The sequence below is a fragment of the Saccharospirillum sp. ABV4_185 genome, assembly GCF_056159245.1.
This window is the reverse complement of sequence record NZ_JBSWUW010000001.1, coordinates 2657951-2672198: the sequence shown is the minus strand read 5'-3', so window position 1 is coordinate 2672198 and position 14248 is coordinate 2657951. Positions and strand designations below refer to the sequence as shown.

General features: G+C 59.1%; 17 protein-coding genes. 8 read left to right on the top strand and 9 right to left on the bottom strand.

Annotation, left to right across the window (positions count from 1 at the left end):
- Positions 1 to 50 precede the first annotated feature (50 nt).
- Complete coding sequence (gene znuC, locus ACXAE6_RS12650; RefSeq protein ID WP_475148589.1) at positions 51 to 806, top strand: zinc ABC transporter ATP-binding protein ZnuC; 756 nt, start codon at positions 51 to 53, stop codon at positions 804 to 806.
- Complete coding sequence (locus tag ACXAE6_RS12645; RefSeq protein WP_475148583.1) at positions 799 to 1593, top strand: iron chelate uptake ABC transporter family permease subunit; 795 nt, start codon at positions 799 to 801, stop codon at positions 1591 to 1593. Before znuC ends, ACXAE6_RS12645 begins: the two co-directional genes overlap by 8 nt.
- Positions 1594 to 1647: 54 nt before the next feature.
- Here ACXAE6_RS12645 and ACXAE6_RS12640 read toward each other — a convergent pair whose 3' ends face one another.
- Positions 1648 to 1902 carry a DUF4404 family protein gene (locus ACXAE6_RS12640; RefSeq protein WP_475148580.1) on the bottom strand — a complete coding sequence of 85 codons (255 nt, stop codon included), beginning with the start codon at positions 1900 to 1902 and terminating at the stop codon, positions 1648 to 1650.
- A 123-nt stretch (positions 1903 to 2025) separates the two neighbouring features.
- On the opposite strand from ACXAE6_RS12640, the gene cueR reads away from it, so the two are divergent.
- The 3 genes from cueR (at position 2026) to ACXAE6_RS12625 (ending at position 4017) form a co-directional block, all read left to right on the top strand.
- On the top strand, positions 2026 to 2427 hold the full coding sequence (gene cueR, locus ACXAE6_RS12635) for a Cu(I)-responsive transcriptional regulator (protein WP_475148577.1): 402 nt from the start codon (positions 2026 to 2028) through the stop codon (positions 2425 to 2427).
- Between the two features lie 102 nt (positions 2428 to 2529).
- Positions 2530 to 3156: a LysE family translocator gene (locus ACXAE6_RS12630; RefSeq protein WP_475148575.1), complete on the top strand. Its 627-nt coding sequence runs from the start codon at positions 2530 to 2532 to the stop codon at positions 3154 to 3156.
- A gap of 24 nt (positions 3157 to 3180) precedes the next feature.
- Positions 3181 to 4017 (top strand): mechanosensitive ion channel family protein, encoded by an 837-nt coding sequence (locus ACXAE6_RS12625; protein ID WP_475148572.1) that lies wholly within the window; start codon positions 3181 to 3183, stop codon positions 4015 to 4017.
- Positions 4018 to 4022: 5 nt separating this feature from the next.
- On the opposite strand, the gene ACXAE6_RS12620 is transcribed toward ACXAE6_RS12625, so the two are convergent.
- The gene (locus ACXAE6_RS12620) at positions 4023 to 4985 is read right to left on the bottom strand and encodes a zinc transporter ZntB (protein ID WP_475148569.1); all 963 of its coding nucleotides are present in this window, start codon (positions 4983 to 4985) and stop codon (positions 4023 to 4025) included.
- Between the two features lie 27 nt (positions 4986 to 5012).
- The gene (locus ACXAE6_RS12615; protein WP_475148565.1) at positions 5013 to 5471 is read right to left on the bottom strand and encodes a YbjN domain-containing protein; all 459 of its coding nucleotides are present in this window, start codon (positions 5469 to 5471) and stop codon (positions 5013 to 5015) included.
- A gap of 130 nt (positions 5472 to 5601) precedes the next feature.
- On the opposite strand from ACXAE6_RS12615, the gene ACXAE6_RS12610 reads away from it, so the two are divergent.
- The gene (locus ACXAE6_RS12610) at positions 5602 to 6786 is read left to right on the top strand and encodes an amino acid aminotransferase (RefSeq protein ID WP_475148563.1); all 1185 of its coding nucleotides are present in this window, start codon (positions 5602 to 5604) and stop codon (positions 6784 to 6786) included.
- An 8-nt stretch (positions 6787 to 6794) separates the two neighbouring features.
- Here the strand turns inward: ACXAE6_RS12610 and ACXAE6_RS12605 are convergent, their stop codons facing one another.
- Entirely contained in the window at positions 6795 to 7871 is a 1077-nt protein-coding gene (locus ACXAE6_RS12605) for a PA0069 family radical SAM protein (RefSeq protein ID WP_475148560.1), read from the bottom strand.
- A gap of 170 nt (positions 7872 to 8041) precedes the next feature.
- On the opposite strand from ACXAE6_RS12605, the gene ACXAE6_RS12600 reads away from it, so the two are divergent.
- On the top strand, positions 8042 to 8950 hold the full coding sequence (locus tag ACXAE6_RS12600) for a hypothetical protein (protein ID WP_475148557.1): 909 nt from the start codon (positions 8042 to 8044) through the stop codon (positions 8948 to 8950).
- On the opposite strand, the gene ACXAE6_RS12595 is transcribed toward ACXAE6_RS12600, so the two are convergent.
- The gene (locus ACXAE6_RS12595; protein ID WP_475148552.1) at positions 8932 to 9837 is read right to left on the bottom strand and encodes a LysR family transcriptional regulator; all 906 of its coding nucleotides are present in this window, start codon (positions 9835 to 9837) and stop codon (positions 8932 to 8934) included. The two genes, ACXAE6_RS12600 and ACXAE6_RS12595, sit on opposite strands and share 19 nt — an antisense overlap.
- A 116-nt stretch (positions 9838 to 9953) precedes the next feature.
- Here ACXAE6_RS12595 and ACXAE6_RS12590 point away from each other — a divergent pair, with 116 nt between their 5' ends.
- Positions 9954 to 11057, top strand: a complete 1104-nt coding sequence (locus tag ACXAE6_RS12590) for a citrate/2-methylcitrate synthase (protein ID WP_475148547.1) — start codon at positions 9954 to 9956, stop codon at positions 11055 to 11057.
- Here ACXAE6_RS12590 and ACXAE6_RS12585 read toward each other — a convergent pair.
- From ACXAE6_RS12585 to ACXAE6_RS12570, 4 genes are read right to left on the bottom strand one after another with little or no spacing between them, the layout of a single operon-like run.
- Positions 11054 to 11941, bottom strand: a complete 888-nt coding sequence (locus ACXAE6_RS12585; protein ID WP_475148543.1) for a DMT family transporter — start codon at positions 11939 to 11941, stop codon at positions 11054 to 11056. The genes ACXAE6_RS12590 and ACXAE6_RS12585 overlap by 4 nt on opposite strands.
- A 44-nt stretch (positions 11942 to 11985) precedes the next feature.
- Positions 11986 to 12396, bottom strand: coding sequence for a phosphoribosyl-AMP cyclohydrolase (hisI, locus tag ACXAE6_RS12580; RefSeq protein ID WP_475148537.1), 411 nt, complete (start codon positions 12394 to 12396; stop codon positions 11986 to 11988).
- Between the two features lie 19 nt (positions 12397 to 12415).
- Positions 12416 to 13555 carry a hypothetical protein gene (locus ACXAE6_RS12575; RefSeq protein ID WP_475148531.1) on the bottom strand — a complete coding sequence of 380 codons (1140 nt, stop codon included), beginning with the start codon at positions 13553 to 13555 and terminating at the stop codon, positions 12416 to 12418.
- Entirely contained in the window at positions 13548 to 14237 is a 690-nt protein-coding gene (locus ACXAE6_RS12570) for an ABC transporter ATP-binding protein (protein ID WP_475148525.1), read from the bottom strand. The genes ACXAE6_RS12575 and ACXAE6_RS12570 overlap by 8 nt, the downstream gene beginning before the upstream one ends.
- Positions 14238 to 14248 lie beyond the last annotated feature (11 nt).

Below are 14248 nucleotides of genomic sequence, written 5' to 3'. Positions count from 1 at the left end.
CGACGGCCCTGAACCGGTTCAACAGGTACCGCCCTTAATAAGGACGCTTTGTGTCACAACCAAGCTCTCGGCTGATTGAAGGCCGCCAACTGGGCGTCCAGCTCGGCGGCAAAAGCATCATCAGCGGCGTCGATATCCGCATCGACGCCGGCAAGATTGTCACCCTGATCGGCCCCAACGGGGCCGGCAAATCGACGCTGATCAAAGCCCTGCTCGGCGTCCATAAAATCAGCGCCGGCGAATTCTACAGCAAAGCCAACCTACGCATCGGCTATATGCCGCAGCGCGTGCCCATCGACGACAGCCTGCCGCTGGCGGTGCATCGGTTGATGACGCTGACCCACCGCGCCAGCCGCGACCAGGTGAGCGAAGCGCTGGCGTTAACGGAAGTCGCGCACCTGATCGACCGGCCGGTGCAGCAACTCAGTGGTGGCGAATTCCAGCGCGTTATGCTGGCGCGGGCGCTGCTTAAGCAACCCGATCTGCTGGTGCTGGATGAGCCGGTACAGGGCGTCGATTTCAGCGGCGAAGTAGCGCTCTATAAACTGATCCAACGGCTGCGCGATGAGCGTGGCTACGCGGTTTTAATGGTGTCGCACGATTTGCATCTGGTGATGGCCGCCACCGATGAAGTGCTCTGCCTGAACGGTCATCTGTGTTGTTCGGGTACACCGGAAAGCATCACTCAGGAACCGACCTTCACCTCCTTATTCGGCCCGCATCAGGCCGATGCGCTGGCGTTTTACAGCCACCACCACGACCACGAACACGACCTCGCCCACCAGGGAGGTCACAGCCATGATTGATCTGTTGTGGCCGGCATTGCTCGCCGGCAGTGGCATTGCCCTGGTCGCCGGGCCGCTGGGTTCGCTGATGGTGTGGCGACGCATGGCCTATTTCGGCGACACCATGGCGCACTCGGGTTTGCTCGGCGTCACTCTGGCGGTGGTGCTGAATTTGAATCTGACTGTCGGTATTGCGCTGGTTACCACGGCGCTCGCCTTGCTGTTGTTTGTGTTACAGCGCCAACGCCGACTGCCGGCCGATACGTTGCTCGGCATTATGTCGCACGGTTCGCTCGCCATCGGCATGTTGGTGCTGGCGTTTTCGCCGACGGTGCGCATGGATTTGAGCGGTCTGCTGTTCGGCGATCTGCTCGCCGTCAACGGCGGCGATGTGGTGGTGGTCTGGGTAATTGTTACGCTGGCCTTGCCGGTCATTGCTCTGGCCTGGCGGCCCTTGCTGGCGGCGACGGTCAATGAAGATCTGGCGCGCGCCGAAGGCATCGCCACCGACTGGTTGCGCGTGCTTTATCTGGTGTTGATTGCGCTGGTGATCGCAGTCGCCATGAAGATCGTCGGCATTCTGCTGATCACCGCCCTGCTCATTATTCCCGCCGCCGCCGCTCGCTGGCTGGCGCGCACCCCCGAGCAAATGGCCATTGGCGCGGCAGTGCTCGGTCTCACTGCGGTCTGGCTGGGCCTGACTGCCAGCTGGTTCGCCGACGCACCGAGCGGGCCGACCATCGTCGTCGCTGCGGTGCTGGCCTTTATGCTGACGCTTGGTCTGAGTCAGTTACGGCGTCATAACTGACGTAAAAAGGCCATCCGAGGATGGCCTTTTTGTTGGACGCAACGCGAGCAATCGCTAAATACCCATCGACGCCAGCGCTTCCAGAATACTGCGCGCGACCGAGGCGCTGCGCGGGTGATCGGCGCTCAAATCCTCGATCAACAGTTCCACCGATTCACGCAGACTGGGCTCTTCCGGGTCCGGCTCGCCTTCGTTGTGCAGGTGATACTCCAGTTTCTCCAGCATGGCGCGTTGCTGCTCGCTGACTTCGGATTCATCCATGGTCGCGCGCAGGCGCTCCATCAGACTGCGAAGTTCTTGGTCGGCCATCTGCGTCTCCTTATATCGAGGGTCGTTACTGACTATAGTTGGGATCAGCCATCGAACAACAAGGCTTGACCTTAGCATTATGGGAAGGTTGATAATGCCCCACCACGACAACAGGAGGCTGTGATGCAGATCAAACAAGCGTCCAGGGCCAGTGGCCTGCCGGCACGCACCATCCGTTATTACGAAAGCCGCGGCCTGATCAGTTCGCAACGTGCCGCCAATGGTTATCGCCATTACCACAACGATGACATCGAACGACTGCAGTTTTTGCAGCGCGCCCGCCAGCTCGGTTTTTCGCTCGATGAATGCGCCGACCTGCTGGCATTGCAGCGCGATCCCAACCGCGCCAGTGCGCAGGTGCGTGCCATCGCTGAGCAGCACCTGGTGGAGGTCGATGCCAAAATCGAACAGTTGCAGCAGATGAAAGCCCAGCTGTCCGACTGGGTCAGTCAATGCCCCGGCGATGCGTCCTCACACTGCAGCATTCTCGACGGCCTGACTCAGGGTGACGTGCAGCACGCCTGAGTCATCCATCTGCCGGACAACAACGTAAGCTGCTGGTTCATTCAACACCGAGACAAAGCCAGCTATGCTCAAAGCCTTCGCTGACTGCAACAAGAGGATGCCATGTCCTGGCTGACACTCGCCTGGTTTATACCCGCCTGTTTCGCGCTGAATATGACGCCCGGTCCCAATAACCTGATGGCGCTGAGCAACGCCAAACGCTATGGCTGGAGCCACGCCTGTCTGGCGGGTCTCGGTCGGCTCAGTGCCTTTGCGGTAATGATCACTCTGGCCGCCTCCGGCCTCGCCACTGTGCTCTATGCTTCGGAAGTTTTTTTTACGCTGCTTAAAGTCGGCGGTGCGCTCTATTTATTCTGGCTGGCCATGCAGATGTGGCGCAGCGACCACAACCTTGATGCGGTGAATTCAACGGCCGCACTCAGCTTGACCGACCTGGCCCGTCAGGAATTTCTGCTTGCCGCCGGCAACCCCAAAGCCATTCTGATTTTCACCGCTTTTCTGCCGCAGTTTGTCGATCCGTCGGCGGCCATCGGTTGGCAGTTTTTTGTGCTTGGCAGTTGTTTTCTGTTGCTCGAATGGCTGGCGATTGCGCTCTATGCCAGCGCCGGTCGTCTGCTTGATCAAGGCTTGGGCAAGCCCAGCTGGCAGCGCGCTTTCAATCGTCTGTGCGCACTGTTATTAGGCAGTGCAGGCTTGGGCCTGTTGTTGTCGAAACGTTTACCCGCTTAAATCCATGTCGTTAAGGAGATCGTTTTGATCGATTGGATTATTGATTTTTGGAACAATCACGCACCGTTGATGATACGTGTCGGCTATCAGATCATTCTGGTATTGCTGGTGTTTATCGTTGCCGGCATTTTGTCGCGCACGCTGAAATCTCAGGTCACTAAGAACTCCAAACGCTTTGCCCGGCTCGACCCCATGCTGGTGCCGATTTTTGCCGGCATGGTGGGTTATTCGGTGTACGTCATCGCCGTTGTTATTGTGCTCGATATCTTTGGCGTCAACACCAACTCCATCGTCGCGTTGCTCGGCGCCGCCGGTCTTGCTGTTGGCCTGGCGCTGAAAGATACGCTGAGTAATATCGCCGCCGGCATTATGATGCTGATGCTGCGACCGTTTCGCACCGGCGATTACATCAGCTTCAACAGCACCAGTGGCACTGTCGAAGAAATCACCCTGTTCAACACCATTTTGATCACGCCCGACGGCCAGTATGTGTCGGCACCGAACTCCAATGTCTGGGGCGCGACCATTCAGAATTCGACGCGCAATGGCACCCGTCGTATGGATGTTGTTGTCGGCGTGGCGTACGACGACGACCTCAACGCCGGCTTCGCTGCGTTGCGCAAAATCGTCGACGCTGAGCCGCGTTTTCTGCCCGACCCGCAACCGCAGATTATGGTGCAATCGCTGGGAGATTCGTCGGTGAATTTGCAGATTCGCGCCTGGGCGACGGTCGATGATTACTGGCCGTTGTGGTGGGATATGCAGCGCATCGTGAAAGACGAAATTGAGGCGGCCGGCCTGACCATTCCGTTCCCGCAGCGCGATGTGCATCACTACAATTCAGCGCCCAAGGCGGACTGAGAAAACTACCAGAAACGTAAGCGGCGCAGCAGTAAAAACTCAACCACCGCTATGGTGCTGAGTCCGCCGCAGACAAACCAAAAAGCCGTACTGGATTCCACGCCGGGCATGCCGCCGACGTTGATGCCGAACAGACCGGTGAGAAAACTCAGCGGCAAAAACACCCCGGCGGTAACCGACAACCAATAAGTATTGCGGTTCATCCGTTCGGCCAGATTCTGCTGCAGTTCGTCGCGAATTAACTGCACTTGCTGCAGCAGCATTTCGATATTTTCCAGAATACGCTGAGTGGTATCGCGTTGGTTCGACAGACCCAGTCGATCCTTATGCGCCAGCCAGGTCTCGGCTTCGCTGACAAACTCATTGAGCGCGCCCACTTGTGGCCGAATAAACCGATGCAGACGCAATAAACGTCGATGCAGTTGCGTCAGCTTGGCCAGATGTTCTTGCGGATTGGGTCCGGAACTTTCGTCCTCGAGCACCACCAGTTCGGCTTCCTGCGCATCGAGCACTTCATCGATGCGGCTGTTCAAAGCCGCCACCAGCGTCATCAAAAGATTGCCCAGATTGGCCGGGCCATCGCCCGCCGCCAAGCGTTCGCGCACCGACGCCACCGCTTTGAACGAATGCTTGCGCAGCGTAATCAGACCGCCACCGTGCCACAAAAACCGCAGCGACAGCATGTCATCCGGCTCGGCGCCGGGGTTGAGATTGACGCCGCGCAGGTTCAACAAAAAACCGTCACCGACGATCTCAAAACGCGGCCGGGTATCTTCCGCCAATAACGCCTGCTGCACGCCGTTGTGAATGCCGAGGCTTTCAAGCCAGGGCACCAGCTCAGGCGCATCGCGCTGACAATGCACCCAACGACCGTTCAGGCTATTCAGACTGGCCGGCAAGTCGGACGGGCGCTGTGCCGGGGTGGTGCTGAAATCCCATTGGTCGATCACAAAAGCAGCGGCGGTCATGGTTTAACGTCACCTCAGATTGGTGGCTCAGTGCAGGGCGTCACCATCGGGCGCGTCCAGTTCCATATCGTCGAGCAGCAGCACATCCATCTGGGTGGCATGGTCCAGCACCAGTTGAGAGGCGCTGAGCACCTGCTCCAGATAGTGAATAAAGTAGTCGGCTTGCAGACCTTTGGTGGGCAAAGCGCCGCTGATCACCAGACGCGGTACATCGTCGTCGTACAGACTCAGGCCGACCTTGACCAGCGGATTGTCGAAGTTAATCAGCTGCATCGAACCGTGCAGCGGCAACACCGCTGAGGGGCGCACCGACAACTCAGTCGAAACAATCACCAGGCCGCTTTCCAGCAGCAGCCGGCTTTCCAGTACGCCGAGGTTCTCTTCGGTATCGCTCAGATGCAGACCATCACAGTCCTGGCAGAGGTAATAACGGATGCCGTGCTCGGCCAGCCAATCTTCAAGGGTGTCGCGGTTTATCGATTTCATAATGTCCAGTTGTCTTGCTTTGGGCGGCATTGTACGGCCACGGCGGGGATTTTTCAGCCAGGCATCGAATCGCGTTGCGTCTGGGGGTATCCTTGCGGCTCCGCTCACGGTGTCATTCACGGAGATCTTCATGTTCAGTTCGCTGGCCACCCCCAAAGCCGATCCCATTCTGTCGCTCAGTGCCGTCTTTAAAGAAGACCCACGCCCTGACAAAATCGACCTGGGCATCGGGGTGTATCGCAACAGCGAAGGCGTTACGCCGATCATGAGCGCGGTGCGCAAAGCCATGCTGACGCAGGCCGAAACCCAGCCGACCAAGGCCTATATCGGCCTGGCCGGTAACGAGACGTTTAATCAGGCGATCACCGATCTGCTGCTGTCCGGCACCGCGGCTTACGATCGCGCCAGTGCCATTCAGACCCCCGGCGCCAGTGGCGCGCTGCGTATGCTGGCCGACCTGATCGCCAGTATTAAACCCAACACCACCGTCTGGATCAGCCGCCCCAGCTACGCCAACCATCAGCCGATTATGGAAGCCGCTGGTCTGAGCGTGCGCGAATATCCGTTCTTTAATACCGAGACCAAGCGCGTCGATGAAACCGCCATGCTGGCGCAAATCGCCGAACTCGGTCAGGACGACGTGCTGCTGTTGCACGGCTGCTGCCACAACCCGACCGGCGGTGACATCAGCCTGGAAGCCTGGCGCGAAATTGCCGAGCTGGCCGTGCGCAATGGCTTTCTGCCTTTTGTCGATATCGCCTATCAGGGCTTTGGCGATGGTTTGATGGAAGACGCCGCCGGCATGCGTCTGCTCGCTGATGCGGTACCGCAGTTATTGATTTCCACTTCCTGCTCGAAGAATTTTGGCCTTTACCGTGAACGCACCGGCGCCGCCATCATCATCGCCGACAGCCAGGAAGCCACCGCCAAGGCTCGTGGCCGGGCGTTGGAACTGGCGCGCGGCACCTACTCCATGCCGCCGGATCACGGTGCCGATATCGTCGCCAACATCCTCGCTGACGAAGCCCTGAAAGCCGAATGGCTGAGCGAACTGGCGAGCATGAACCAGCGCATCAAACGACTGCGCGAGCAACTCACCCTGAGCTTTCGCGAGCACAGCGACAGCCAGCGCTTCGATTACTTCAGCGAACACCGCGGCATGTTTTCGGTGACCGGCCTGACTAACGACCAGATCGATGCCTTGCGCAACGACCACGGCATCTACCTTGTCGGCGGTGGCCGGATGAATGTCGCCGGCATGAAGGAAGGTGATATTCCGGCGGTGGTGAAAGGTTTTCTCGCCATCGGCGCCTAACCGCCGGTTCAAATCAGATCGAGTTGCCCACCACCCCAGCGGCGGAATAAATCGGTGCGCAGTACCGGCGGCTCGGTCTGGTTCAAACCCAACTGACGACAGGCGCGTTTAAAGCGCTGGCTGAGCAAATCGGCGTAGACACCCTGGCCGCGCATGCGTTTGCCAAAAGCCCCCTCGTATACCTTGCCGCCGCGCATATCGCGGATGCGCGCCATCACGTGTTCGGCCCGGTCCGGGTAGTGGCGCTGTAACCAGTCTTCGAATAATTCAGCGATTTCCAAAGGTAAGCGCAGCAGTATCCAGCCGGCTTGTCTGGCGCCTGCGCCTGCTGCGGCCTCCAGCAGCGCTTCCATTTCGGCATCGTTGATAAAGGGAATCATCGGCGCCAGCAGCACGCCGGTGGGCACACCGGCCGCGGTCAGTTCGCGCACCACTTTTAAGCGCGTTGCCGGCGAGGCGGCGCGTGGTTCCAGACGACGCTTCAGATCGTTATCCAGGGTGGTCAGGCTGACACTGACGCTGCACAAGCCATCGGCCGCCAGTTCCGCCAGCAAATCCAGATCGCGCAGCACCAGGCCGCCTTTGGTAATGATGGTCACCGGATGGCGATAATCGCGCATCACCTCCAACAGTTCGCGGGTGATGCGGCGCTGTTTTTCCAGCGGCTGATAGGCATCGGTATTCATGCCCAGCGCAATCGGCTTGCAGCGGTAATTGGGTTTATCGAGCGCTTCGCGCAGGCGGTCGGCAGCGCCGGTTTTGGCGATCAGCCGGGTTTCGAAATCGAGTCCGGGTGAGAAATCCCAGTAGGCGTGCGTCGGCCGCGCGAAGCAGTAGATGCAGCCATGCTCGCAACCCCGATAGGGATTAATGGACTGCTCGAAAGGCACATCGGGCGATTGGTTGGTGCTGATGATGGTACGCACCTTTTCATCGTCGACCTGGGTGGCCAGGCTGTCTGGTGTCAGGTCATCATCCGGGTCCAGCGGCCAGTCATCGCTGGCCGCCTCGATGCGCTGCGGCTGATAACGATTGGCCGGCTGGGCGCCGGTGCCACGGGTTTTAATGCGATGATCAGCAGACATGATGTCGGGCTCTTGCTGGCAAGTCTGGTGCGAATACTGCCATCAAATACTGTCTATTTATACAGTATTTTTACTGTAACCGGCGCCGGTTTGAGGCAAGTCCGTCGGTGTACAACACAAGACTCGACAGGCATAGTGGCGCCTTCGTATACGACCTGAACCAAGCCTCAATGTCCGTCTTCTCCTGGATCAACAAGTGGGGGCTGGCCGCCCTGTTGCTGATCGGCCTGCCGTTTCTGTTTATGGAAGGCCCGCTCAGCCGTGACGCAGCGCTCGACCGCGCGCTTTGGGATTTGGGCCATATCATCTATTTTGCGCTGGCCATCACCGCTTTGCGCTCCCGTCTGGACATGCGCACCTGGCCGCACTGGCTGGCGATCAGCCTGGCCGTTTTTATCCTCAGTATCATGCTCGAATACCTGCGCTACGACGTCGGTCATCAACAGGACTGGAGCGATATCGAGCGCAATCTGGTTGGTGCCTGGCTGGGTATTTTCTGGCTCAACAAAGGCACGCCTCAGGTGTGGACAGGCCGCGTCATCGCCACCGGACTGTTCGCGCATCAGCTCAGTCTGGTGCTGCTGGCGGCGCTGACCATCTATCGGCTCGACGCTCAACTGCCGCGTCTGGGCAGTTTCGAAACCGATTACGAACTCGACTGGTGGCAAGGCGCGGTCAGCCTCAGTGAGGAACGCGCCTGGCAAGGCCATCGCAGTCTGGCGGTGGAGCTGGAACCGGACGACTATCAGGGTGCGCGCATGATTACGCCACCACGCGACTGGTCAGCTTATGACCGGCTGTCGATGGCCGTCTACAACCCCAAACTCACGCCCTTGACGCTGACGGTGCGCATCGACGACCACAACAGTCTCGACAGCAATGTCGCCTTTGGGCAACGCTTCAATGAGAGTTTTATCGTCGAATTCGGCTGGAATCTGGTGCAGATTCCATTGCACCCGCCACAGGATTCCAGCGCTGAACAGTTACTCAATTTAAGCGACATTGCCCGGGTGGAAATCTTCGCTGTCGATCTGGAACAACCGAGCCGCATCCATCTCGATCAGCTGCGCCTGGAATAATCCTCGACGGCTGCCAAGCGCTGCTCGCACAAGGCGATAAAGTCGCGCGCCAGCGCCGAAGGGTCGCGATCGCGGCGATGGAACAGGCCGACCTGACGTTCAATGCGGGCGAACTCGAATTCCCGCAGCGCGCGGAAATGGCGGATACGCGGTAACTGCCGCGCCATTTCGGTACTCAGATACCCCACCGCCAGACCGCGATCGATCAAATCCAGCCGCACGTTGAGACTGCTGATCTGCCAGATCATCCGGAAGCGATCGCGCAATTTATCCTGGTAAGGCCGTTGGTCCGGCTCATCCAGCGACGACACCACCAGCGGAATGCGTTCGAGATCGGCCAGCGACATGCGCGGCCGGTGCAACGGATGCGTGGGGCTGATCATCAGCAGCCGTTCTTCTTCATAGAGCGGCCAGCATTCGAAGCGATCCATGCGCGTCTGAAACGGCCCCAGGCCCAACTCCACCTCACCGCTGAGCACCGCCGCGACGATGGCGCGCGACGGCTGCTCCACCAGCCGCAAGCGCGCTTCCGGCCAACGCCCGGCCAGTACCGCGATCAGATCGGCACCGGCGAAACGGTTGGTGGTGCTGTCGATGCCAACGCTCAATTGCTGGTCGCGGCCGTGCGCCAGGCGCTCCATTTCCGCGAGCAAGGCGTGTTCGCGCTGCAGCTGATCGTCGACATAGCGGTATAGACGGCGACCGGCGCGGGTCAGACGAATCGGCCGGTCGCGCACCACCAGCGCCTGATCGAGCTTGGTTTCCAGCTGTTTGATCGCCTGGCTCACCGCCGACTGACTCAGGCTGACATCGGCGGCTGCGGCCCGAAAGCCGCCAAAACGGGCGACCGCGTGGAAGATGCGCATCTCACTGCTTTCCAATCTCATGATAAGCCTGACTGATCATCAATTTATTAAGTTTAATTAGATTAACAACGGACGTGGCCCTTTAATAGCGCCATCCGAAAACCCCAATTCTGAACCCCAAAATCGAGGAGGCTGTCATGAGCAGCGACATTAATGCAGGTCTGGAAGGCGTTATCGTCGGTCAAACGGTGCTGTCGAATGTGGAAGGCGAAATTGGCCGCCTGACCTATCGCGGCGAAACCATCGAACAGCTGGTCGAGCGTGATTTTCCGGCCGTGGTGATGTGGCTGATGAGCGGCGAATGGATCAGCGCCGAGGCCTGCCGCGAACTGGATTTATGGCTCGCCGGCGAAGCCGAACTGGGCGCCATTGAAACGCGGGTGCTGGAGCAGCTGTCCCGCGATACCCACCCGATGACGGTATTGCAGGCGCTGATGCCACTGCACAGCGACCAACCGCACCACCCTGCCCCGGCCTGGCTTAATGCCGATTTCGTACCCGGCATGGTGCTCGGCGCGCGACTCAACGCAGCGGTCCGGGTCTGGCATAACCTGGGCACCCAGGGCACTGTCTTTGCGCTGCCCAAGGATCTCGGCTTTCTGGAAAAGCTGCTCTATGGCATCAACCGCAGCGCGCCCTCGGCCGAAGCACTCCAGGCGCTGAACACCACCCAGATTCTGCAGCTCGATCACAGCTACAACGCTGGTACCTTTGCCGGTCGCGTTGTTGCCAGCACCCAGGCGCGTCTGGCAGCAAGCCTGGCTGGCAGTCTGGGCGCGTTGTCCGGCCCGCTGCATGGCGGCGCCGACGAAGCGGCGGTGATGATGGCCAAAGAGATCGGCTCGGCCGATAAAGCCGACGCCTGGGTACGCGATGCCATGGATAAGAAAATCAAGATCATGGGCATGGGCCACCGCGAATACAAAGCGCTGGACCCGCGTGCGGCCATCTTAAAACCGATGGCGCGCAAGTTCTGCGCCGGCACCGAATGGGAAGGCTTGATGGAAACCCTGGTCGCCGTCGAAGACAGTTGCCAGGCGGTGTTTGCCGACAAGGGCAAGGAGATCTACGCCAATCTGGAATTCTACAAAGGCGCGGTCTACCTGGCGCTGGGCATTCCGGAGCAGTATTTCACCTCCCTCTTTGCCGCCAGCCGCGTCTTCGGTTGGGTATCGCACTATCAGGAATTCAACCAGGAACCACGCCTGATCCGGCCGCGCGCCGAGTACGTCGGTCGTTAAACGACCGGCGCTTTCGGCGCCCGCAAGCGCAGCAGGCGAGTGGTAATGGCCGTCCCCACCAGGGTGATGGCCATGCCCACCAATACCTGCACGCTGAGCACTTCACCCAGAATCAGATAGCCCCAGGCCAGCGCACTGACCGGCACCAGAAAGGTGACCGTCGAGGTCGCGGTGGCACCAGCACTAGCCAGCAGTTGGAAGTAAAAGAAGAACGCCAGAGCGGTACTGAATACCGCCAGCGCCAGCACATTGCCCCAGGCCACCATCGACGGCGTGGTTTCCGGCCACAGCAAGACACCGGGAATCAGCAGAATCAGCGCCGACATCAGCGTCGAGCCGCTGGCCACTACTTGCGCCGGCAGATGCGACAGGCGCGCCTTGGAGAAGTTACCGGCAATGCCGTAGCTGAAGGTCGCCAGCAGCGCCGCCAGAATCGACCAGCCATCGCCCCCGGTGGAAAAATCAAGTCGATTGGCTGACAACACATAAACGCCCACAAAGGCGATCGCCAGACCCAGATACTGCTGCTTCTGCACCGGTGTGGCGAACAGCGCCGCGCCCAGCAACGCCGTAAACAAGGGCGTGGTGGCGTTGATCAGGGAGGTAAAACCGGCTTCCAGACTGAGCGTGGCCCAGGCCAGCAAGCTGAAAGGAATCACATGATTGGTCAGCGACAGCACCGCCAGGCGACCGACATGCTGCATAAATAATTCACGGTAGCGACGCACCGTAAACAGTGGCAATAACACCAGCGCCGCCACACTCATGCGGATAAAAATCAGCGACACCGCACCGAATTCCGGCGCGGCGATGCGCATAAACAAAAACGACACGCCCCAAAGCGTGGACAGCAATAACAGCCGACCGGCATCAATGGCAGACATCAGAACTCCTCAGCAACGCCGGCAGGCGTGCATTTTTGCGGGGATTATCGACCCGAAGCCGGGTCAGTCAGGATGCGGGCACCCTGGGCGTCGGCACTAATATAGAAGCAATCGCGACGATCGGTATGGCAGGCCGGGCCTTGCTGATCGACCAGCAGCAAAATCGCATCGCCATCGCAATCGATGCGCAATTCGCGCAGATGTTGACGGTGACCGGAGGATTCGCCCTTGCGCCAATAGGTCTGACGCGAACGCGACCAGTAACAGACCTGGCCGGTTTGCAAGCTCTCTTCAATGCTGGCGCGGTTCATCCAGGCGAGCATCAGCACCTCGCCACTGTCGTGCTGCTGGGCAATGGCCGGGACCAGGCCATCGTCGTTATAACGCAGTTGGTCGAGCACCTCAGTCAGCGACAGCGTCGTGCCGGCGGGTGCGGCTTCCCAATCCTTAAACATAGTGAAACTCGAATTACGGCTAGAAAACGGTGGACCAGTTTACTGAAAACACCGTCGGATACACTCCGAATTCTGTGCTGCTATTCGAATTGATTCCTTTGCGCTCGACCGGCAGCGTCAGCGCAATGGTTAATTCGGTGTTATCACCCAGGCTGCGCACCAGACTGGCCGTCGATAATTGCGAGCCGTCGTTACCATTGGTTTCAGAGCCCAGTTGGAACTGATAGAGCGCACCCAGCGAACCAACCAACTGCAGGCTGGAGTAATGCCGCGCCAAGGGCAGCACCAGACCGCTGCGGTAAAAATCGCTATTGGCCAGCGCGCTGTAGTCATCGCTGTCGTCGGCACCGAGGCCGTTGAAGTGATATTCGAATTGCAGATAAATATCGCGCCAAAGCTGTTGATCAAAACCCAGCGTCAAGCGCAAACCTTCTTCATCGTCATCGGTCAGCCAGGCCGTTTCCTGCCATAGCCCCCAGTATTTGTAAGAGCCTTGAGCGCCGAAACCATACAGCTGTTGCTCCTGGTTCAGGGTCAGCGCCGTGAATTCCAGCGAGGTCGAACCGGCCTGGCTGTAGCCGCGCGCGAACAACAGTTCGTCATTGCCAAACACCCAACCCAGATCGATTTCACTGACCGCACCGGCCGGTATCAGCCAACGCGCGGCATCGACACCGGGGCGGTAGCGGCGCTCGGTGGCGCGTAAACCGGCCGGTTGCACCACATCGACTGGCGAGAAGCGTTTCGCCAGACCAAAGCCAATGGCCTGACGGCCGAGGGTGATATCGCCGACCGGGCTGAACCACTGGCCGTAGAGTCGATCCAGATTTTGATAGAGCGCGACGTCGTCGTCTTCGACTAAGGCTGCATCAAGATCGGCGACGCGAAAATCGGCCGTGGTCGGTTCGGTATCGGTCGCACTGCCGGCGAGAAAAGCGCGTTGTTCCAGGCCGTATTGCAGACCGAATTCGAGCGGCGCCTGCGGATACCAGATGGTATTAAAACGCGCGTCAAGCGATTGCACGCTGGCGTCTTCGCCGGAACCGTTCTGCCATTGCTGATCAAAACCAGCGCCAAGATCCAGCCAGACATCTTTGGCGGCGAACACCGATAACGGCAACCAACTGAATAAAACAACGACAAAGCGGCGATCAATCACGTCGCTCCTCCCGTTCGACCACGCCATCGCGCAGATAAATTAAGCGCCGCGCCCGTTGCATAATTTTCGGATCGTGAGTGGAAAACACGAAGGTCATGCCATCGCGCTGGTTCAGGTCAACCATCATATCGAGCAGGTCCATACCGGTTTGTGAATCGAGATTAGCGGTGGGTTCGTCGGCGAGAATAATATCCGGCTGGCTGACCATGGCGCGCGCTACTGCCACTCTTTGCTGCTGACCACCAGACAGCTGCGACGGCCGCCGGTCTTCACGTCCGGCCAAGCCAACCTGCTGCAGCATAGCCGCCACCCGCTGCTGGCGTTCCTCGGCTTTGATGCCCTGCAACAGCATGATGTATTCGCAGTTTTCAGCGGCGCTCAACACCGGAATCAGGTTGTAAGCCTGGAAAATAAAACCGATATGATCGCGGCGAAAATCCGATAACTGACGGCCGCTGTAACTGGAAATCGGCTGACCGGCCAGATGCACCTCACCTGCGCTAGGATGATCGAGCCCGCCGATCAATTGCAGCAGCGTCGATTTGCCGGAACCGGAGGGCCCGACAATGGCGGTAAACTCGCCCGCTTCGATGCGCAGATCAACGGCATCGAGCGCCTTGACCAGCGTATCGCCGCTGCCGTAATGCCGGCTCAGCGCTTTGGTTTCAATCACCGTCGTCATACGGTTTTGCT